At 53.1% G+C, this 20,360-nt stretch carries 23 protein-coding genes; 9 read left to right on the top strand and 14 right to left on the bottom strand.

From position 1 onward, the window contains the following. Positions 1-327: 327 nt before the first annotated feature. The 4 genes from amaA to amaB all read right to left on the bottom strand — a co-directional run bounded on the left by amaA (position 328) and on the right by amaB (position 4,992). The gene (gene amaA, locus B6S09_RS05605) at positions 328-1,608 is read right to left on the bottom strand and encodes an L-pipecolate oxidase (RefSeq protein WP_094277528.1); all 1,281 of its coding nucleotides are present in this window, start codon (positions 1,606-1,608) and stop codon (positions 328-330) included. Between the two features lie 77 nt (positions 1,609-1,685). Beyond that, positions 1,686-1,979 (bottom strand): DUF8026 family protein, encoded by a 294-nt coding sequence (locus B6S09_RS05600; protein ID WP_094277527.1) that lies wholly within the window; start codon positions 1,977-1,979, stop codon positions 1,686-1,688. Next, positions 1,976-3,427, bottom strand: a complete 1,452-nt coding sequence (locus B6S09_RS05595) for a sodium-dependent transporter (protein ID WP_094277526.1) — start codon at positions 3,425-3,427, stop codon at positions 1,976-1,978. Before B6S09_RS05595 ends, B6S09_RS05600 begins: the two co-directional genes overlap by 4 nt. 71 nt (positions 3,428-3,498) lie before the next feature. Further along, the gene (gene amaB, locus B6S09_RS05590; protein WP_094277525.1) at positions 3,499-4,992 is read right to left on the bottom strand and encodes an L-piperidine-6-carboxylate dehydrogenase; all 1,494 of its coding nucleotides are present in this window, start codon (positions 4,990-4,992) and stop codon (positions 3,499-3,501) included. A gap of 127 nt (positions 4,993-5,119) precedes the next feature. Between amaB and gcvA the strand changes: the two genes are divergently transcribed. The 6 genes from gcvA to B6S09_RS05560 all read left to right on the top strand — a co-directional run bounded on the left by gcvA (position 5,120) and on the right by B6S09_RS05560 (position 11,539). After that, positions 5,120-6,058 carry a transcriptional regulator GcvA gene (gene gcvA, locus B6S09_RS05585; protein WP_094277524.1) on the top strand — a complete coding sequence of 313 codons (939 nt, stop codon included), beginning with the start codon at positions 5,120-5,122 and terminating at the stop codon, positions 6,056-6,058. Between the two features lie 153 nt (positions 6,059-6,211). After that, entirely contained in the window at positions 6,212-7,465 is a 1,254-nt protein-coding gene (locus B6S09_RS05580; protein WP_094277523.1) for a 2-aminoadipate transaminase, read from the top strand. Between the two features lie 175 nt (positions 7,466-7,640). Continuing rightward, the gene (gene lhpI / locus B6S09_RS05575; RefSeq protein WP_094277522.1) at positions 7,641-8,618 is read left to right on the top strand and encodes a bifunctional Delta(1)-pyrroline-2-carboxylate/Delta(1)-piperideine-2-carboxylate reductase; all 978 of its coding nucleotides are present in this window, start codon (positions 7,641-7,643) and stop codon (positions 8,616-8,618) included. Between the two features lie 136 nt (positions 8,619-8,754). Next, positions 8,755-10,284 carry a cobyric acid synthase gene (locus tag B6S09_RS05570; RefSeq protein ID WP_166670252.1) on the top strand — a complete coding sequence of 510 codons (1,530 nt, stop codon included), beginning with the start codon at positions 8,755-8,757 and terminating at the stop codon, positions 10,282-10,284. Positions 10,285-10,294: 10 nt separating this feature from the next. Next, the gene (gene cobO, locus B6S09_RS05565; protein WP_094277521.1) at positions 10,295-10,912 is read left to right on the top strand and encodes a cob(I)yrinic acid a,c-diamide adenosyltransferase; all 618 of its coding nucleotides are present in this window, start codon (positions 10,295-10,297) and stop codon (positions 10,910-10,912) included. A 129-nt stretch (positions 10,913-11,041) separates the two neighbouring features. Next, positions 11,042-11,539 carry a TIGR00645 family protein gene (locus B6S09_RS05560; RefSeq protein ID WP_094277520.1) on the top strand — a complete coding sequence of 166 codons (498 nt, stop codon included), beginning with the start codon at positions 11,042-11,044 and terminating at the stop codon, positions 11,537-11,539. Between the two features lie 60 nt (positions 11,540-11,599). Here B6S09_RS05560 and B6S09_RS05555 read toward each other — a convergent pair whose 3' ends face one another. Both B6S09_RS05555 and B6S09_RS05550 read right to left on the bottom strand, forming a co-directional pair. Continuing rightward, positions 11,600-11,827 carry a hypothetical protein gene (locus tag B6S09_RS05555; RefSeq protein ID WP_094277519.1) on the bottom strand — a complete coding sequence of 76 codons (228 nt, stop codon included), beginning with the start codon at positions 11,825-11,827 and terminating at the stop codon, positions 11,600-11,602. A 277-nt stretch (positions 11,828-12,104) separates the two neighbouring features. After that, positions 12,105-12,350 carry a hypothetical protein gene (locus B6S09_RS05550; protein ID WP_094277518.1) on the bottom strand — a complete coding sequence of 82 codons (246 nt, stop codon included), beginning with the start codon at positions 12,348-12,350 and terminating at the stop codon, positions 12,105-12,107. A 276-nt stretch (positions 12,351-12,626) separates the two neighbouring features. On the opposite strand from B6S09_RS05550, the gene B6S09_RS05545 reads away from it, so the two are divergent. Then, positions 12,627-12,902 (top strand): hypothetical protein, encoded by a 276-nt coding sequence (locus B6S09_RS05545; RefSeq protein ID WP_094277517.1) that lies wholly within the window; start codon positions 12,627-12,629, stop codon positions 12,900-12,902. On the opposite strand, the gene B6S09_RS05540 is transcribed toward B6S09_RS05545, so the two are convergent. The 3 genes from B6S09_RS05540 to B6S09_RS05530 are packed head-to-tail and all read right to left on the bottom strand — an operon-like array spanning position 12,899 to position 14,222. Continuing rightward, positions 12,899-13,366, bottom strand: coding sequence for an HIT family protein (locus tag B6S09_RS05540; RefSeq protein WP_094277516.1), 468 nt, complete (start codon positions 13,364-13,366; stop codon positions 12,899-12,901). The genes B6S09_RS05545 and B6S09_RS05540 overlap by 4 nt on opposite strands. Positions 13,367-13,386: 20 nt before the next feature. After that, entirely contained in the window at positions 13,387-13,995 is a 609-nt protein-coding gene (locus B6S09_RS05535) for a PepSY domain-containing protein (protein ID WP_094277515.1), read from the bottom strand. Between the two features lie 32 nt (positions 13,996-14,027). After that, positions 14,028-14,222: a hypothetical protein gene (locus B6S09_RS05530; protein ID WP_094277514.1), complete on the bottom strand. Its 195-nt coding sequence runs from the start codon at positions 14,220-14,222 to the stop codon at positions 14,028-14,030. A 485-nt stretch (positions 14,223-14,707) separates the two neighbouring features. Between B6S09_RS05530 and B6S09_RS18430 the strand changes: the two genes are divergently transcribed. Continuing rightward, on the top strand, positions 14,708-14,863 hold the full coding sequence (locus B6S09_RS18430) for a hypothetical protein (protein ID WP_166670253.1): 156 nt from the start codon (positions 14,708-14,710) through the stop codon (positions 14,861-14,863). Here the strand turns inward: B6S09_RS18430 and curA are convergent. From curA to B6S09_RS05515, 3 genes are all read right to left on the bottom strand, one after another. Then, entirely contained in the window at positions 14,860-15,906 is a 1,047-nt protein-coding gene (gene curA, locus B6S09_RS05525; RefSeq protein WP_094277513.1) for an NADPH-dependent curcumin/dihydrocurcumin reductase, read from the bottom strand. The genes B6S09_RS18430 and curA overlap by 4 nt on opposite strands. A gap of 90 nt (positions 15,907-15,996) precedes the next feature. After that, complete coding sequence (locus tag B6S09_RS05520) at positions 15,997-16,581, bottom strand: TetR/AcrR family transcriptional regulator (protein WP_094277512.1); 585 nt, start codon at positions 16,579-16,581, stop codon at positions 15,997-15,999. A gap of 86 nt (positions 16,582-16,667) precedes the next feature. Further along, positions 16,668-17,489 carry an AraC family transcriptional regulator gene (locus tag B6S09_RS05515; RefSeq protein WP_094277511.1) on the bottom strand — a complete coding sequence of 274 codons (822 nt, stop codon included), beginning with the start codon at positions 17,487-17,489 and terminating at the stop codon, positions 16,668-16,670. A 115-nt stretch (positions 17,490-17,604) separates the two neighbouring features. Between B6S09_RS05515 and B6S09_RS05510 the strand changes: the two genes are divergently transcribed. Next, positions 17,605-18,426, top strand: coding sequence for a sulfite exporter TauE/SafE family protein (locus B6S09_RS05510; protein WP_094277510.1), 822 nt, complete (start codon positions 17,605-17,607; stop codon positions 18,424-18,426). Positions 18,427-18,654: 228 nt separating this feature from the next. Here B6S09_RS05510 and B6S09_RS05505 read toward each other — a convergent pair whose 3' ends face one another. Beyond that, the gene (locus B6S09_RS05505) at positions 18,655-18,933 is read right to left on the bottom strand and encodes a DUF4242 domain-containing protein (protein ID WP_094277509.1); all 279 of its coding nucleotides are present in this window, start codon (positions 18,931-18,933) and stop codon (positions 18,655-18,657) included. Positions 18,934-19,037: 104 nt separating this feature from the next. Then, positions 19,038-20,282 carry a DUF3422 family protein gene (locus B6S09_RS05500; protein ID WP_094277508.1) on the bottom strand — a complete coding sequence of 415 codons (1,245 nt, stop codon included), beginning with the start codon at positions 20,280-20,282 and terminating at the stop codon, positions 19,038-19,040. Positions 20,283-20,360: the final 78 nt, after the last annotated feature.

The following is a 20,360-nucleotide window of genomic DNA, read 5'->3' as shown; positions in this document are numbered from 1 at the left end:
CCGATGTGGCTCTATCGTCATTCCCGTGCAGACGGGAATCCAGGGCTGGTTACATAGAATGTGCAAACTACAGAGAGCTTGCAAAGACACTGGCTCCGCCTTTGCGGGGGCGACGGTAAAGGCAAGCCAGCCTCATAACATTAGTTACAGTATATGATTTAAGCGGGAAGGGCGACCTTCCCGCTTTTTTGTTTGTCCAGCGGCAGGTCTGAAGGAAGCTATAGGAGGTCAGATGTAGTGGTCAACTAAGTCTTGGCCCAGGAAGCGCGTCAGTGATGAAGGTTATTTCCCCAATACTGCGAGTATATCGGGGAAATAGGTGTAGGGTTATGCCAGTAAACGCAGGCACTGTCCGGTGTGGTAGAGTGTAAATCCGCTTTCGTATCCGGCTGCCCATAGCGACTTGGCCTTGATGGGGGAGTGAGAGCGTATTGGCATGGGCAGCAAGGCATCGTCACCACAAGTGAGGTACCTGGCAAAGCCTTTGCCTACTACTGTACCCGTGGTAACTCCCCGACCGTTATAGCCCGTTACCGCCACAATTCCCGGGGCAGGCTCGAATAAGCGGCAGGTATTATCCGGTGTAAAAGCGATGCGCCCTGTCCAAGTGTACTGCCAGTCTATTTTACCCAACTGCGGGAAATAGTATTGCTGCACACGATTGGCCCAGCAGCGAATATAAGACAAGGGCTTGCCTTCTCCTTTACCCAGACTACCCAGCAACAAGCGGCCATGAGCGTCACGACGTATGCTACTTAGAACAGTACGGGTATCCCAGGCACCTTGTTTTCCGGGCAAGATATCACCTGCCACCTTATCGGGCAGGGGAGGTGATGCCACCTGAAAATAATGGCCGGCGAAGAAATGCCGGCGTACCTGATTCCAGTCACTATCGGTATAAGCATTGGTCGCTAGCACGACTCGTGAGGCTTTTACACTTCCTTTGGGTGTCATGACCTGCCAGTCATCGCCTTGGCGGATGACGCCGGTGGCGGGAGTCTGTGTATGCATTTTTACGCCAAGGCCATGAGCGGCTCTGGCCAGACCGCGCGTATAGGAGGTGGGGTTGATGGTTCCGGCACGGCGATCGAGCAGGGCTTTTTTTATACGTTGTGTGCCTACATGCTGATGACACAGATCGTCTTCCAGCAGTTCTACCGGCGCGCCTCGGCGTTGAAACTGTTCGACACGCCTTGCCAGCTCTTTTTCACCCTGGCGGTTATGCGCTAAATGCAAGGTGCCGGTGCGGGTGGCGTTACAGTCAATGTCATAACGCTCAATCAGCGAAAATACCTCTGCGGGCGCATCGCCCAATAGCGTATTCACCCGTTCGCCATCGGCTTTGCCCAATGCATTGACGATGTCCTCCGGCGGAATCCATAGCCCCGCATTAACAAAACCGACGTTCCGGCCAGAACCACCACTGGGTATATCTCCCGCTTCAATGAGCGTGACGCTGACGCCAATTTCCGCAAGATGCAAGGCGGTGCTTAATCCGGTAATGCCGCCGCCAATAACGACGACTTCGCAAGTATCGTGTCCCTCAAGTTGCGCTAACGGTAATGCCGGCTCGGGCGACGTGTCGTACCACAAGCATCTTTTCTGCATGATGTCTCCTTGTCTTGCCCCCTCACATCAATGTGAGAGGCAAGTTTTTATGCGTTTATACAATGCGTAATCGACATTTACTTTTTATGTTCCGACCAATCATAGAAGTATTCGGGGTGTTTCTGCAGAGCCTGATTTTGCATGGCCAATAGCGCTCGCATCTCTTCAGCATGTTCGCTGGATGGATTGTTTTTGAGCCAGTTCTCAATGTCGTTTTGGGCAACAGGAGAAAACGGCTCAAATCCATTCTGCTTTTGTACCAGCTCCAGTTTATAATCTTCTTTTCTCATAGAGTACACTAACGCAGTAGTAGCGACACCCCATAATGCGATCATAGACATGACCATGACAATAATAGCGGCAATGCTCATGACGTTTTCTCCTCATAAACGTAATTTTCATTCATGTTTATTTCGCGCTTGTTCATGATCCACATGCACAAGGGGATGGTGAGCGTCAGTACTATTAAGCCACTGATGGTTTTCCATGGTGAATCGCTGAGGTTGCTGTATAGGAAGTAGCTCATTATACCCAGCATAATCAGCGGTATTTGATAGCGAATAACCGACTCCCAGATACTGGGGATATAAAGGTCTGCACCACGATTCAGGCTGACAAGACGCAATCGCTTGGCATCGAACTTCCAGCCAATGGTAACCATGATTATAAAGGTTGCCAGCGGCAGTCCCCAGTTCCCCAGTACAAAATCCAGGTAGCCTAAAATGTCGGCATTCATCGCGCTGGGAATACCTAACAGCCACACAATACCGCAAATGGTTAGAACGGCTTTGCTTCGAGAGGTATTACGCTCTTCCTTATAGGTTGTAACACCGACTTCGGTAATGGCAATGGCGGTAGTCATGTTGGCGAAGAAGAAACCAATAAAGAATAACAATGCCCAGAAGTAACCACCGGACATGTTGCCAAAGGCACTCGCCAACGCCACAAAGGCTAGGGCTGGGCCTGAGGTCGGCTCTATACCGTAGGCAAATACGATAGGAAAGACAGCAAAAATGGCGAGTAGACCAAAGCTGGTATTTCCCACGGCAGTAAAGATGCCGCCGCCCAAAGGCAAGTCATCGTTACGGCCCAGGTAACTGCCATAGGTAAGGGCGATACCCCAACCCAGGCCGGTAGAAAACAAGGCTTGGCCCAAGGCGGCAAGCCAGGTTTCTCCACGCGCCAAATACTCCCAGTTGGGTGAAAAGCTGAACTCAAGTCCGGCCATGGCTCCAGGCAAGGTTAATCCTCTAATGGCGATAGCAATCAAAGACAGGGTGAGAATGGGCATCATCCACTTAGATAAACGCTCAATACCATTTTTAATGCCAAATAGCAGGGTGCCGGTGATCATTAACATGGAAAGAGTATGCATGCCTACATTAAGCGTCTTATTTTCACTAAAAGCTTGCCATAAAGCGGCAGTATCAAAGCCGGTCTGGGTGAAAGTGCCAACTATCGCGTGATAGGCATAATAAATAGTCCAGCCTACCACCGAGGAATAGTAGGACATCAATAAAACATTGAATATTACAATGGCCAGCCCCAGCCCAACCATTTTATTGTTGCCGTAAATTTTTCTAAAAGTACCGAGCAAACCCTGGCGGGTATAACGGCCCAGGCTGGTTTCTCCCATCAGACCTGGTACGGCAATCAGGTAAAGTAGCAAGAAGTAGGCAATAAGAAAGGCGCCCCCGCCGTTTTCTCCGGTAACATAGGGCATTCGCCAAATATTACCTGCACCGACCATGGCGCCAATAACGGCCATCAGGTAGCCAAAACGGCTACCCCACTGTTCGCGGGAAATAGTTGCTGTCATTCCATGACTCCTTAACGGAAGTTAAGAGAAACTAATGAAGCCGCCACCCGGCAGGGTGGCGGTTATTATTGTCAATCAAATTTTATACCCTGAGCCAATGGTAGCTCGCGAGAATAGTTTACGGTGTTGGTTTGACGACGCATATAACTCTTCCATACGTCCGAACCTGATTCGCGACCACCGCCAGTTTCCTTTTCGCCACCAAAGGCACCGCCAATTTCGGCACCGCTGGGGCCTATATTCACGTTGGCAATGCCACAGTCACTGCCCATATCCGAGACAAAGGATTCTGCCTCTCGAACGTCTGTGGTAAAGATGCAGGAGGACAGGCCCTGGGGCACGCCATTATTCAATGCCAGAGCTTCATCAAAGTCCTTGTAGCTGAGCACATACAGAATGGGTGCAAAGGTTTCACTTTTAACCAGCTCGTTTTGCTCCGACATTTCTACAATAGCGGGTGCCACATAGTAGCCATCAGGGTAGGTTCCGACCAATTGACGCTCACCACCAAACACCGGAGCGCCGAGATCCCGCGCTTTGCTGAGAGCAGTTTGCATTTGATTGAAGGAGTCTTCGTCTATCAGTGGGCCCACCAGATGGCCTTCCATCGGATCACCAACACTAATGCCCGCATAGGACTTCTTCAAGCGCGCCAGTACATCGTCATGAATGGACTCATGTACAATCAGACGTCGTAAGGTGGTGCAGCGTTGTCCTGCAGTGCCCACGGCCGAGAACAGAATGGCACGTATCGCCATGTCGATGTCGGCGCTGGGAGCCAAAATCATAGCATTATTGCCGCCTAGCTCCAGAATGCTGCGGCCAAAACGTGTGGCTACTTTAGGCGCAATTTCACGACCCATACGAGTACTTCCGGTTGCACTCACCAAAGGAATACGCGAGTCGTCGACAAGACGCTCGCCGGCTTTCCGGTCGCCAATAATGACCTGGCTCAGTCCTTCGGGAGCATCATCACCAAATTCGGTAATGGCCTTTTCCAGTAAGGCCTGACAAGCCAGGGCGCTCAGGGGAGTTTTCTCTGACGGTTTCCACAGCAGGCTGTTGCCACAAACCAGGGCCAGAGCAGCGTTCCAGGCCCAGGGAGCGACCGGAAAGTTAAAGGCGGTGATAATGGCGACCGGACCTAGCGGGTGCCAGCTTTCTCGCATGTGGTGCCCTGAGCGTTCAGAGGCAATCGTCAAACCGTATAACTGGCGAGACTGACCCACAGCCAGATCGCAAATATCGATCATTTCTTGCACTTCACCCAGGCCTTCCTGAAGGATTTTGCCACATTCCAATGTTACCAAGGCGCCCAAATCTTCTTTGTGCTTGCGCAGTTGCTCGCCAAATAGACGTACCAGTTCACCCCGACGAGGTGCCGGGATCTGGCGCCATTTGGTAAAAGCCTGATCGGCTTTATCAATTCGCTTTGCTACCTCTTCAGCGCCTTCGAGGGTGACCTTGCCGATAACGGCACCATCGGTGGGGGAGGTTATTGCGTAATCTCCTTCACGGTATAACGAGTCTGCTACCCCAAGACGCTTCATGATGGATTCAATCATTTTCCCTCCTGACTACTATTGTTAATGAGTTGATCATGAACAAGCGCAGTATCGTCCTGGGTCTTGATTTCTATCAAGCGAGACTTTATAACGACTTCATTCATTTTTTTCATGAAGTGGTGTTGTTATGGCCCGTCGCTCACTGCCTACTCTCACATCGATGCAGTGTTTTGAAGCATCGGCGCGTCATCTGAGTTTTACGCGCGCCGCCGACGAGCTGAATCTCACGCAAAGTGCGGTCAGCAAGCAAGTGGCTCAGCTGGAGTATATTGTCGATCAACCGCTGTTTCGTCGTGTACGCAAGCGATTACAGATAACGCCGGAAGGCTCCCTCTATTTAGCCGAAGTACGTAAAACCTTGGCCCTGGTCGAGATGTCAACCCGTTACATGCAATCTTACGGCGGCCAGAGTGAGGTGCTGAATGTAACCACCCCCATGACTTTTGGTGCCCGTTGGCTGGTGCCGCGCCTCAATGGTTTTCGCTTTCGGCACCCCAATGTTTATTTGAACATCAGTAACAGAACCAAGTCGTTCGACTTCGATACCGAGAGCGTGGATGTGGCGTTTTTTTACGGCCGAGGAGCCTGGCCCAGATCGGAATGCATCAAATTACAGGACGAGGAAATGGTGCCTGTCTGTTCACCGGCAATTATTCCACCAGCCGGTATCAATGCGCCACTCGATTTGGTGTCATTGGTACTGCTACAAAATGCGACGCGTCCCGAGGCTTGGCATGACTGGTTTCAAAAGCAGGAGTGTTACACCAGCTACAGTTATCACGGCCCGCGATTTGACAGTTTCTACATGGCCCTGCAAGCGGCCAGATCCGGCTGTGGCGTTACTCTGGTACCCCGCTTTCTGGCCGAAGAAGAGCTGGGTAACGGTCAGTTGGTGATTCCCTGGTCTTATTCTCTTTATAGCGATAATGCTTACTATCTGGCTTATCCTGAACACAAGGCTGAGGTAGTGAAAGTCAAAAATTTTGTCACCTGGATTTTGGATAAAAAGGACAAAACGCCCGACCTCCGCTTGCCCTCGGACAGCTGTGTTGCGAATAACACCTAGTGTCAATCAGCGTTCGGGACAGAGATTGAATATTAAGGCAACTCTGATCATTCAGTCCTTTTGGGAATGTTGTGGTGGCTTTTTTTCGTTTGAAGCCTGATGCCTTGCCTGATGTGATATCCACACACTTGTATTTCTTAACGGTGTTGCAATATGGATTTTTCACACGTTAGTCAATCTCTAGGCATAGTTCATCCTGTTTGCCTGGCTCACGGACTGAACGCTGAAGTATGGGACGAGCAGGGAAGGCGCTATATCGATTTTGTAGGCGGTATAGGGGTGCTTAATCTAGGACACAGGCACCCTTTGGTAGTCGAAGCGGTAAAAGCGCAGCTTGATACCCTGATGCATTCGGCTTTTAATGCTATTCCTCATCGTGGCTATCTGGATCTTACCCGACAACTGGCCAACTTTATCCCCGTGTCATATCCCCTGTCATGCATGCTGACTAACAGTGGTGCCGAGGCTACAGAAAATGCGCTTAAGGTAGCGCGAGCCTTTACCCAACGGCAGGGAGTGATTGCCTTTGATGACGGGTTTCACGGGCGCACTCTGGCCGCCTTGAATCTGAACGGTAAAGTGGCCCCTTACAAGCAACAGTTAGGCACTTTGCCCGGACCCGTTTATCACCTTCCTTTTCCCAGTACTGACGGTGAGGTGACCTGCCAGTACGCTAGGAAGGCTCTGGAACGTTTGTTTGCAGTAGAAATTCCGGCCAGTGAAGTCGCCTGCATTATTGTTGAGCCGGTACAAGGTGAAGGCGGGTTTCGTTTCTTATGTCCCGAATTTGCATCTCATTTGGCTCAGGTATGTGAAGCCAACGGCATAGTATTGATTTTTGATGAGGTGCAGTCAGGCTTTGGTCGCACCGGCAGTCGTTTTGCGTTTACGCACCTGGATATAGAGCCCGACTTGATCTTAATGGGGAAAAGCATGGCGGCCGGTTTACCGCTGGCAGCGGTGGCAGGGCGCGCAGAGATAATGAATGTACTTCCCAAAGGCGGCCTGGGTGGAACCTATTCTGGTAATGCCCTGGCCTGTGCCGCTGCAAGCGCGGTCATCAAGCTGATGACCGGCGATAAACTGGCACGTTGGGGAGAACAACAAGAACGGGCGATTCAGCAGGCTTATGATAAGTGGCGCGTGTCGGGGCGTTATCCCATGCTGGGATTGCTCACCGGGGTTGGCGCAATGCGAGGTATAGTGTTTGAAGATACGGCTCATGCCACGGGCGCAGAACATCTGGCCAAGCTGCTGACGGCAGCGCGAACAGCAGGAGTGTTGTTGATGCCTAGTGGCCGGCATCGCAATGTGTTGCGTTTATTGGCGCCGTTAACCACAGAGCCCGCCATCATGGCAGAAGGCCTGAATTGTCTTGAGCGCGCGCTCGATTCTCTTATTGCCTGAGTATCGAGGGAGCGGAAAATACAGCTCATCAGTAAAAATGAACCGAGATCTGTCATGGCCATCTCCGATGTTGAAGCCAAACGGTGTCGTCAGGGCTCACTCTTTTTGAAGGGTTAACTCTGCTTGTCTGACTGAATTTCAGAGAAGCAGTGACGGTATATTTACAGAGGTGTGTATGCAGATAATATCCGCAGAGCAGATAGCCCACCAGCTACCCTGGGATGCACTGATAGATAAGATTGAGCATAGTTTTCGCCACAATGACGTGGTATCTCCACCACGGCATCATCATACGCTGCCCGGTTCAAAAGATGACGCTACCCTGCTGCTGATGCCTGCGTGGCAAAATCAGAAATATATAGGGGTTAAACTGATTAATGTGTTCCCCAATAACTCAGACAATGAATTACCCGCTATATCAGGTGCTTACTTGCTTAGTGATGGTCAGACGGGATTACCGTTGGCCTGTATCGATGGGGCCGAGCTGACTCGCAGGCGTACCGCTGCGGCTTCGGCATTAGCGGCTCGTTATTTAGTGTGCGATGACGCTGATACTCTTCTGGTAGTGGGAACTGGTCGGTTGGCTCCCATGCTGATAGAGGCTCATTCCGCCATACGACCTATCCGCCGGGTGCGCATTTGGGGCCGTAACCACGAAAAAGCACGGGAATTGGCAAAGCAATACCAGGGTTATCAGGGGGGGTGTGAACCCTTTAGCAGTGTGGAAGCCGTTATGGATCTGGCTGCTGCATGCACAGACGCCGACATTATCAGTTGTGCGACTCTGTCTACTGAACCACTGATTAAAGGTGAGTGGTTATCACCGGGCTGTCATCTTGATCTGGTGGGCGCGTTTCGCCCCGATATGCGAGAAACCGACGCCGCTTGCGTAGAGAAAGCCCGCGTATTTGTTGACACCTATGCGGGCGCTGCAGATGAAGCGGGTGACTTGCATCATGCGATTAACGAGGGTCAATTCACCATGTTGGATATTTGTGCCGACTTGTACCAGCTCACGGGGGAGCAGCACCCTGGACGCGAGAGTGCGCAGGATATCACCCTGTTTAAATCGGTAGGCGCTTCACTGGAAGACCTGGCTGCGGCTATTTGCTTGTGGGAAGTTGCGGCAGAGCCGAGTAAGATTGAAAGATAAGGTTTGTCGGCCTGCTTTATCACTTGGTGTTGAACGCCGTTGACATGAGTCGTAACGGGCAGGATATGCTACACCTTAAGTGCAACGCCCATTCGTGCTAAGGTGCTGGCAGTGTCAAACAAGCCCAACTCCTGTCATGACTCCATCCGCTTCCAGCGCCTTGACCCTGATGGTGCAGGGCACTGCCTCTGATGCCGGCAAAACCACCCTGGTAGCCGGGCTGTGCCGGGTATTTGCCCGCCGTGGTCTGCGTGTGGCCCCGTTCAAACCGCAGAATATGGCGCTCAACAGTGCCGTGACCAGCGACGGCGGTGAAATTGGCCGGGCCCAGGCGCTGCAGGCCATAGCCTGCGGGGTGCCGGCCCATACCGACTTTAATCCGGTGCTGCTCAAGCCCCAGAGCGACACCGGTGCCCAGGTGATTGTGCAGGGCAGGGCGCTGTCGGTGGTGGAGGCGAAAGACTTTTTCGGCCCCGGTGCCCGTCACTACAAGCAAAAAATGATGGCGGCCATACTCGATTCCTTTGAACGCCTGCGAGGGGATTATCAGCGGATAGTGGTGGAAGGGGCGGGCAGTCCCGCCGAGATCAACCTGCGTGACAACGACATTGCCAATATGGGCTTTGCCGAAGTCGCTGATTGTCCGGTGATCCTGGTGGCCGACATCGACAAGGGCGGGGTGTTTGCCCAGCTTTACGGCACCCTGATGCTGCTGAGCGAGTCGGAGCAGGCGCGGGTAAAGGGGCTGGTGATCAACCGTTTCCGTGGTGATATCGGCCTGCTGGAAAGCGGCCTGACCATGATTGAAGAGCTGACCGGCAAACCGGTGCTGGGGGTGGTGCCTTACCTCGACAACCTGGTGCTGGATGCCGAAGACGCCATTACCCGGCATACAGTGGCCAGCAGTGACGAACGTCCGCTCAGGGTAGTAGTGCTGGTGACTCCGCGCATCAGCAACCACACCGACTTCGATGCCCTGCGTCTGCATCCGAGGGTGGAACTGACATGGGTACACGTCGGCTCGGCTCCCGCTCAGTGTCTGGCTGCCGATCTGGTTATTTTGCCCGGCAGCAAGGCGGTGCGTGATGACCTGACCGTACTCAAGACCAATGGCTGGCAACAATGGCTGAATCGCCACCTGCGTTATGGCGGCAAGCTGATGGGTATTTGCGGCGGTTACCAGATGCTGGGGCAATGCATTGATGATCCGCAGGGCATTGAAAGTGCGGCCGGCAGCAGTGAAGGCCTGGGCTATCTGCCGATGACCACCCGGCTGGAAATTGGCAAGCAGCTGCGCAATGTCACCGGCATCCTGCACCTGGAAGGCGAGCCCTGCGCCGTTCAGGGTTATGAAATTCACTGTGGCCAGAGCGAAGCGCTGGCGGAGCATCCTCCCCTTTTGCTGCTGACAACCAATGGCGGTGAGCCGCAGCCGGATGGTATGGTGTCAGATGATAACCAGGTGCTGGGCACTTATCTGCACGGTGTGTTTGACAGCACAGAGGCCTGCAATGCCTTGCTGGCCTGGGCCGGCCTTGAACACAGCCGGCAGGCGGTGGCGCTGGACCAACAGCGTGAAGCCAGCATCAACCGGTTGGCCGATACCCTTGAAACGCACCTCAACCTGGATTTACTCGAACAACAGATGAACCCGCACAAGCCATAAGGAAACCACCATGGGCAATGAGCAGAGCCGTGAGCAGGTAAAAGCCGAACGTCACCAGCAGCGTCAGCAAAAAGTAAAGGAAGCGGTCGATGCCAAAGTGGCGGCGGCCACCGAAGAACGCGGTGTGCTGATGGTGATTACGGGTAACGGCAAAGGAAAGAGTACTGCCGGTTTTGGCACTGTGGCGCGGGCCGTGGGACATGGCAAAAAGGCTGCCGTGGTGCAGTTTATCAAAGGCGGCTGGGACTGTGGTGAGCGCAATTTGTTGCAAAAGGTGGGCGTACCCTTTGTGGTGATGAACACCGGTTTTACCTGGGAAACCCAGAACCGGGAAAAAGACATGGAAGCCTGCGAGCAAACCTGGTTGCCGGCGGAACAAATGCTGGCCGACCCGAGCATCGACCTGGTGCTGCTCGACGAGCTTACCTACATGGTGGCCTATCACTACCTGGATCTGGAGCGGGTGCTGACTGCGCTGAAAAACCGTCCGGCTCACCAGCATGTGGTGATTACCGGCCGCGGCTGTCACCGCGCCATCACTGAACTGGCTGATACTGTCAGTGAAGTACAATCGCTCAAGCACGCCTTTGAAGCTGGTGTAAAGGCCCAGCAAGGATTTGATTACTGAAGTGATGGCAGAGCAGAAGTGTTTTTGTCTTGCAGCAGAGCTGGACTCAGATTTACATTAACGTTTTTGGCTGGCTGCCGGCCACGATACTCTGAACGCTTCTTCCGCCTATGCACAGGTAAAATAATAATGGAAAAACAGATAGAAAAGCTGATGTATGCATCCCGCTGGATCATGGCTCCCATTTACCTGGGGCTGAGCCTGGTATTGCTGGCGCTGGGCATTAAGTTCTTTCAGGAGATCTTCCACATTCTGCCCAATGTACTGCAGATGAAGGAAGTGGACCTGGTGCTGGTAACGTTGTCGTTGATCGATATCACGCTGGTGGGAGGGCTGATCATCATGGTGATGTTCTCGGGCTACGAGAACTTTGTTTCACAGCTGGATGTGGATGAAAATGACGACAAGCTGGGCTGGTTGGGCAAACTGGATGCCGGCTCGCTCAAGAACAAGGTAGCGGCGTCGATTGTCGCCATCTCGTCGATTCACCTGCTGAAGATATTTATGAATACCGAGAATATTTCTAACGATAAGATCCTGTGGTATTTGCTTATCCACATTACTTTTGTGCTTTCGGCCTTTGCAATGGGTTATCTCGACAAACTGACCCGCGACAAGGACAAGTAAGGCCGGAATCGATGACGGCGGGTGCCCCGGAGATGTTGCCCGCCCGCGAGTGCTCGCGGATCAGGAAGAATGCTCGTTTTCCCGCTTCATCAGCACGAAGGTGAGGTACATTTTGGTCGGCAGGGACAGAGCCATGCCAATGGCCACACAACCGGCACTAACAAGAATGCCTTTCACTCCCAGTACTTCCATATAGCGGCTGTTATGCAGGTAAACCCCCAGTAAAATAAGGGTAATGCCAATAAGCATGACGATTTTAAGTACCCGGATCAGCATGATGTCGGACATAACGCCTCTCCCTGTTTTTGATCTGCATATTCATTAGCCTAGTTCACATCAGCTGGCGCGGGCTTGATACAGATCAGGGGACACAAAACCAGCAGATCCATGATGAGCTGATTTTCTTATATCACTGCAGTTCTGCTGCATAAGAGTCTGGCGGTTTATCTGCTGGTGTAGGGGGACTTCCGATGTGGTCAAAATACTAAACGGCTCCGCAGGGAGCCGTTTAGTATTTGGTTGCGGTTTTCAGCCGCTTGCCGAGGGTGCTGGCAGACGCTCGGGCTTAAAGCTTGCTCATTTCCGCATCGAAAAAACTGGCGGCTGCTTCGGTAAACGGGAAGTTTTCGCGAATGTAACTCAGGGTTTCCCGTTCGGTGGTGGTTACACTCTGGCCATCATTGGCCGACTTCAGCAATTCGGCCGCTTCCTCTTTGGAAATCTTTCCTTCACCTCGTCCGGTGGTGTGGGCCCGGGCCAGCTCGATCAGTTCTTTTTCGTATTTTTTACCGTCTATGTTGATATACGCCATGGTGTGTTCCCTTGTTGGCTGCATTGAACGGAAGGCTGTGTCAGCGGATCTCAATCCGGCAGACACAAGACCCAATGTAGACCAGGAAGGGATATCTGGCAGTAACGGAGGCGTAAAAATAAGCAGCTCGGCCAGCGCTGTACCGGGCCGGGTAGAGCAGGGAGCCGCTCTGGATAACCTGAGCTGGCTTGACGCAGATCAGGGTGAACAGCGCCGGCGGGCGTATGCTGGCAAGAGTATTCAGTCAGTCACCGCAGACGGCGGCAGGAGAGTAGCATGCCTCGCAAGCCCGATCGGCTTACCGCGATGAGCGAGCTTATCGAACAGGCTAAAGTCACGTTTCCTCTTTATGAATCCGACACCTTTGTGTGCGGCACCGGCAACAACTGCATTGGCTGCCCCAAAAAGCTGATGGAGTTGCTCGACTCCGAGCTCAGCTACTGGGAGCACCAGGTCAAGCGGGGAATTCCACCTCACTTCGATGAAATCCGCCGCTTTGGCAAGTTGTGTAACAGTGTAAAGCGTGGTCTGGTGCGCAACAGCCTTCTTTAATCCTGTTCAGCAATGCTGCGGATATGGGCCGCCAGGGCGGCCAGCCCGGCATCATCGGCCCGGTGGCTGTCATGAGACGATAAATAGCCTTCGTAACGCTCGAAGTATTTATCCCGCACCGATTCAATGGCCTGAAATGCCGAGTTGCTGCCGGTGCCATGCATGGGGAACAGCTTGCTGTGCAGGTGATCGACTCCATATCCCTCAAAAAACAGGCCGGTGCGAGCTACATCGTCAAAGGACTGATCCAGCAGCTGCGCTACGTGCTTGGTTGCAATGATGAGCTTGCTCAGCACGTCATCGGGGGCGTCAAAGGCATAGCTGGGGTAGTGCTCTTTGGGGATCACCACGGTGAAGCCTTTGGTATTGGGAAAGATCGATAAAAATGCCAGATGATCGTCGTCTTCCCATATTTTGTGGCAGGGGGCTTTGCCCGCCACGATATCGCAGAAAATGCAGCTCATGAATGTCTCCTGTGATGATGTTAACGAGGTGTCGGCCGCCGCCAGCACAGTCTGAGCCCCAGCAGGGCCATGCTCATCAGCAACCCCAGCCCCAGCAGCCCCAGCCCCTGATTGAGTAGGCCTGATGGCAGCCATTGCAGGTAATGCACCCGGTACAATCCATTGATAAGTCGGGTGTCTTTACCTTCCTGCTGCAGAGACAGGGTGTTCCAGTTCAGGCGGATATTTACCCCTGTGCTGGTACGGGCACGGGTGCCGTCAAGGTCAACAATATGACCATAACGCTCCGGGTTTGAAGTCATGGCGTCCTGTAACAGCAACCTGATCTGGGTCTCTGCGGGTAACGCCATAGGCGTATTGTGCTCTGGTTGCAGATGCTGCCACTGGCCGTTATGTTGCACCAGCAAATGCCGCCCCAGTACCGTTTTGACTAGCTTCACTTGCTGCCAGTCTGCACCGGGCGTAATAATGGTATTTTGCTGCAACGGATAGGTTTTGATCGTGAGCGGCTCAAAGGCGCTTTTGTATCCGGGCTTGATAAAAAACACAGCACCGGTCAGTGCCCACCCGAACAGTGGCAGTAGCAGCAGACACCCCAGCAGGCGGTGCAGTTTTCTGGTTCTGGTCATGTGGGCTCTTTGGCTGACATATTACGCCGTGCTCAGTAACTGTCCATCATTCCCATGCCGTGGAAAATGCCGCCGAATACCATTGCCAGCAGGCCGAAGATGACCGACAGAATAAGAAAGGCGGGGATGGATGCGATGGCAAACTTCACCATAAATATCACCATGGATATAAATGGCATTTTGATATTTACTACGGTGACTTGCTGATTATTGGATGGTTCTGACATGGTTGTTCTCCTTGTTATGAGGATGGCTGGCCAGTGGCATATTAATAGCGGGCCGGACCTGTTTTAGTGATTTTTTGTAATATCCGGCCCAAGCTGCGGCCACGTAATGCCGGATTAATCACGATTTCATCGAGCAAGGCGACCTGGCCACAGCTGGCCAAGTTGACATGCCGGTACCCCGAGGCTGACATGCCGGTACCCCGAGGCATAGCCAACCACTTCCGAGTCTGTCTCGATGACGAGGCTCACGCAGTACGGTAGTAAAAACCGCCTCAAATTGCGTTTTTTCTACCGAGATCGATTCGTGCAGCTGGTTAACCAGGGTGAATAAAGCAAATTCATCACTGGCCATTGCCGGGCGGATATTCGGTTCAGGCTGCATATGCTCTTTTTCTTATCCCGTTATATGGCGCATTCGGCGTTTTATTTGTACTACGCTGCCGCCCGATGGTGTCAGGCCGCCAGTCTGGGCCTGAGGTTTTCAAATGCGTCTATTTTGGTGGCTGGAGCAGGAAAGGGCAATGGTAAAAACGAAGAGAGTAAAAAACGGGCAGGTGAATGGTTTGGATATGGGATATGAAAAAAATGCCGGCTTATCGGCCGGCATCACGATGCTTAAATTGCTGCTCCTGGTTTATTAAGCCAGTTCATCATCGCCGACCCGGATGACCAGCTTGCCGAAGTTTTTGCCTTCCAGCAAACCTCTGAAGGCTTCCGGCGCGTTTTCGAGACCATCAACCACCTGCTCTTTATAGTGCATTTTGCCTTCCGCCAGCCAGTTGGCCATATCGGATGCAAACTCAGAGTAGCGATGCCCATAGTCATCGAAAATAATAAAGCCCTTGACCGTGAGACGCTTGACCAGAATGGTCGACATCAGCAGGCCAAGCCTGTCCGGCCCGGCGGGAAGGCCGGTGGCATTATAGGTGGCAATGGTGCCACAAACCGGGATACGTGCGTTGGTGTTCAGTAACGGAAGTACGGCGTCAAATACTTTTCCGCCCACATTTTCGAAATAAATGTCTATGCCATCGGGGCAGGCCTGAGCGAGTTGAGTGGCAAAGTCGTCCGCTTTGTGATCGATACAGGCGTCGACGCCCAGGTTTTCCAGGGCAAACCGGCATTTCTGCTCTCCACCGGCAATGGCCACCACTTTGCAACCCATCAGCTTGCCAATCTGTGCCACGGTTGCGCCTACCGGGCCTGTCGCTGCTGCCACAACCAGGGTTTCACCGGCCTTGGGCTGACCAATATCTTTCAGCCCCATGTAGGCGGTAAAACCAGGCATGCCCAGCATGCCCAGGGCGTAACTGACAGGGGCTTGGGCAGGATCCAGTTTTACCAGATCAGTACCGTCTGATACGCCGTAATCCTGCCAGCCCACCACGTAGCTCAGCACCCAGTCGCCTTTGGAAAAACCGGCATGTCTGGAGCTCTCCACCCGGTTGATGGTACCGCCAATCATGGTAGCTCCCAGTGCAACCGGCTCGGCGTAAGACTCGGCATCACTCATACGGCCGCGCATATAAGGGTCCAGGCTGAGATATACGGTTCTCAGCAGTACCTGACCGTCCTGAATCTCAGGGATGGCGGTGACGTTCAGCGCAAAATTATCATTGTGGGGTGAGCCCTGGGGGCGTGACGCCAGGGTTATCTGACGGTTTTCCAGTTTGCTTTGTTGCATCTCTAATCCTTACTAGACCGGTCGTCTAGTTCTTGCTGGTAAAAAAAGCCCACCACAGGGCTTCATTTCTATTCAGGCCGGCAACGGGCGCTATGCTGCCAGCAGCTTGTAAGTCAGCTGCATTGCCTGTCTGATTTGTTCGTCGTCACGGCGCAGTTTGGTTAACAGACTGGCCCCCAGCCATAGCTGATACAAGTTGCTGGCCAGGGCGCGTACATCCTGAACCGGCACCGAGCCTTCGGCGATTGCCTCATCAATGCAGTCCATGAGTCTGGTCATTACCCGCTCGGTCCCTTCTTTCAGGGTTAAGCGCATCGCTTCAGACAAGTCTGCGACTTCGGCGCTCAGTTTTACCACCAGGCAGTCACAGCGGCCTTGTTCCGGGGTAAAACGCTGTAACCATAGTGAAAAATAGTTGAACAAGCGTTCTTTGGCGCCGATACCGGACTGACCGAGTAACGCTTCCATCTCTTGTAAGTAGGTGCTGAAGTAATCTTCCAGCAACGCCTGGCCGTAGTGTTCCTTGGACTTGAAGTAGTGATAAAACGACCCTTTGGGTACACCGGCCTGCTGTAACAGGGTGCTGAGCCCCACGGAGCTGAAGCCTTGCTCGGCCAGTATGATGCGTCCGGTATCCAGCAAATGCTGGCGGGTATCCTGATATTTTGTTTTCATGGTCAGCACTCTAAACCAAACTAGACCGGTCGTCTATATTTTATTTGATATGTCACCTTCGGCTACCACGTTAGCCACGCGTGGGTTCATAAACCGCCCAACGATCTGGTGGCATTCTGTACGGGTTTCCCGCAGGAAAAGTAGCGTGCGGGCGAATCCCCCATTGCCTTTTTAAACATGGCGATAAAGTTGCTCGGTGTAGCGTAGCCCAGAGCAAAAGCGACATTCCCTACCGTCTCCCCTTGTGCCAGCAGGGCCAGCGCATGGTTCAACTGCGCCAGCTTGCGCCACTGTGCAAAACTCAACCCTGTTTCGGCGAGCATCAAACGCCTTAATGAGCGTGCCGACAAGGCACCCACTTCGGCCCACTGCTCTATGTTGTTCTGGCTGCCAGGGTGACTTAACACCGACTCGGCCACGCGCACCAGCCTGGGATCAGTTGGCATGGGCAGATAGAGTTTTTCCGTTACAGCAGAACGGATCTCATCCGTCATCACCGCAGCAATACGTTGATTCTCCGGGGTAAGCTGCTCTTTGCTCCAGGCTGTGCTGCGACTCACCATCGCCTCCAGCAGCGGGTTTAACCCCAGTACCCGGGGCTGGTCTGGCAAGACTTCGCACAATTGTGGCTGCAACAAAACCGAGTATCCAGACACCGTACTGCAAAACAGCACACTGTGCAGTGCACCAGGAGGGATCCAGCCGGCACGATAGGGCGGTAATATCCACGTTCCTGCACGGGTCTTTATCTGTGCAAGACCTGACTGGATACACAATAGCTGTCCCCGCAGGTGATGATGCCAGCGATAGGGTTTTTGTGCCTTGTCGCCTTCATGGGCATCATGTGACCATTGGCAAGTAATCAGCGCTGCGCCTGATGTTCTCTCGCTGAAGTCCCGAACACGCATTTCATCTCCCTTGTTTGGCCAGTTGGCATTACTTTAAGGCCAGACATCATTAATATGCCAGCACAGCAGCACCTTAAAATAGGCTTTCTATTTAGCAAACAGCAGGAAGCTTTACATGATTGATTTAACGTTCGCACTCTATTATGCGTTGCTGGGGGTGGGTGTCGGTTTTATTGCCGGTCTGGTGGGTGTTGGAGGAGGTGGTTTAACCGTTCCTGCATTTACGCTGTTATTCACGGCGCAGGGTATTGCCGGCCAAGAGGTGGTGCATATGGCACTGGGAACCTCGATGGCGGCCATGATTTTTACCACATTCAGCAGTATGCGGGCGCACTACACCCAAGGTCATGTGAATGCCTCCCTGGTAACCAGAATGGCGGTAGGCGCGATGGTCGGTACGCTTATTGCCACCACTATTGCTGCTGCAGTGAACGGGGTTGCTCTGGCGGTATTTTTTAGCTTATTTATGCTCTATGTTGCCTACAAAATGTTCCAGACCAAAAGCGAAAAAACTAACCCAAAGCCGCATACGGCGGTAGCCAACATCAGCGTTGGCTCGCTAATTGGCATGGTATCCGCGCTGGTCTCTGTGAGCGGGGCGGGTATGATAGTACCTTATCTGATGGGCCAGAACCTTAACGTGAAACAGGCCGTGGGAACCTCGGCCGCCATTGGCTTCCCACTCGCTGTGGCCGGCACTCTGGGCTACCTTGTTAACGGCTGGCAGCACACCAGTCTTGAGCAACTGACATTTGGTTATGTCTATCTTCCTGCGGTTGCACTGTTCTCGTTAGCGAGCTACTTCTCGGCTCCGCTTGGCGTTGCATACGCAACCCGTCTTCCTGCAGCCAGTCTGAAGAAGGTACTCGGCGTACTTTCACTGTTGCTGAGCCTGAAAATGCTGACGCATATAGTGGGGGAGATGGGATTAGTTTGAGTAAGAAGAGGTAAGTCCTGTTGCCTTGGTAAATTACAACTAATCCAAGTCTTTGCCGAATATTTTGGATAATAGCGTAACAATACCGCGCTCCTTATTACTTACTAGCCTGGTTTAGTCAGTGGTAGTTGCGAATGCCAAAGAGAAAACGAGCGGACCACGACACGTTGCTGGCTGAAAGTAAGGGCGCTCCGGACAGCGGATGCTCGGAACGCCCCTGGGTGATGATCAAGGGCCTTCGGATGTGGTGGGATCGATAACGCAGCCGACCTCGCTGATCGAGGTAATGGGGAACTCTCCCATTTCGGCGTGTTTGCGGATCATGGCTTCATCGGGGGCGATGTAAACGCAGTAAATCTTGCTGGGGGTCACAAAGCTTTCCACCCACTGGATTTTAGGACCGAGTTGTTCCAGCACATCGCAGGACTTTCTGGAGATGTTTCTGAGATCATCGGCACTGAGAGCGCCGGCGTTTTCCACATCCCGTTCAATGACGTATTTGGGCATAACAACCTCCTTGCTATTGCACCGTTAATTGTAGTTCGGTACAGGAGGTGCAAGTGGCTGAAGGTGCCGTGGGCAGAAAACCGGCCCGGGGGCCGGTACCAGTGTCAGTCTTCGCCTACGCCGTGTAGCAGGCGGCGAATATAAAGCCAGAGCAGCAGGGCAATAAAGGGGACCGAGATGCTCAGTCCTGCCTCCATCAAGTGGCGATGCTCTTCGTTCTCTACCAGGTTGCGCAGGGTACGGTCAATCAGGTCAAAGGCATAGTAGGTGACCACGATAATGGAGAAACTTTCCAGTTTGGCCTGCAGGCGTAGCTGCTCGCCGGCACGTTTGCTGAGAGAGGTCAGCATGTCGCGGTTTTGCTGCTCAACGGACAAGTCCACCTGAGAGCGTACCAGCTGGGTGGTACGGGCCAGCCGGCGGGAAAGTTGTTCAATACGCTGTCCGGCTGCACGGCAGGTGCGGGTAGCGGGATCGAGCCGGCGATCCATAAATTGCTCTACGGTCTGGCGTCCTTCAATACGGGTTTCCCTCAGCTCGGCAATGCGTTTGTTTACCAGGGTAAAATAGGCTTCTGCTGCGGAAAAGCGGTTGGAGGTTTGCGCCGATAAGGCTTCCAGCTGCTCTGCCAGATCCATCAGCCGGTGCAGCAACACCGAAGGGTCTTCCGATGCCACCCGGGTGGAAAGCTCTGCCAGCTCGGTTTCCAGCCGGTTAATGTCGGGCACGACCTTATTGGCCAGTGGCAGGGCCAGCAGGGCCACATGACGGTAGGTTTCAATTTCGCAGATGCGTTGCAGCAAACGGCCGGCTTGGCGTAGTTGCAGGCCGCGATCCTCCACCAGCACCCGTACCATGCCGCTGTCTGGCCGGGGATAAAAATCGGTCCAGATCTGGCCCACCTCCGACATGACCATGGAGCTGTTCACCTGATTTTCTCCAAAGTGTTGCTCTGGCCAGGCGTTTTCATCCTGTTCGTGGTGATAAGTGCGAAACAGAATTTCGGCACCACATAACAAGCTGCCGGGCGCGGTGCTGAGCCACGGCTGTGGCAGTTGTGGCAGCTCCAGCCTGTTGAGTGCGGTCAGGGTAAGGGTATAAAACTCGTGGTGTGCTTCGAAACGCAATGCCAGCTGTTCATTCTCCCCCTGCCAGAAGCGGGATTTGTTGATGGTGTTGGTCAGCTTCAGCGTGTCACTTAACCGGTAAATATGTTGCCGCAGCTCTTCAAGCGGGGTGTCGTCATACACCACGGCAAGGTGAAGCATGGCCAGCGGTGCCTGCAACATCTGAAACGGCCGGGCGTGTACCTCGGCAATAATCTGCTCCCGCAGAGGGTGACTGCGCATTCATACTCCTTTATGTGCCGTCAGTCTTAAAGGGAGTAATCTAACAGAGTTTTGTGACGGGGCTCATATTTTTTGGAC

It is taken from the genome of Oceanimonas baumannii, from assembly GCF_002245495.1.
Lineage (GTDB): Bacteria > Pseudomonadota > Gammaproteobacteria > Enterobacterales > Aeromonadaceae > Oceanimonas > Oceanimonas baumannii.
The sequence above is the reverse complement of the archived record's forward strand: the minus strand, read 5'-3'. Positions and strand labels throughout refer to the sequence as shown.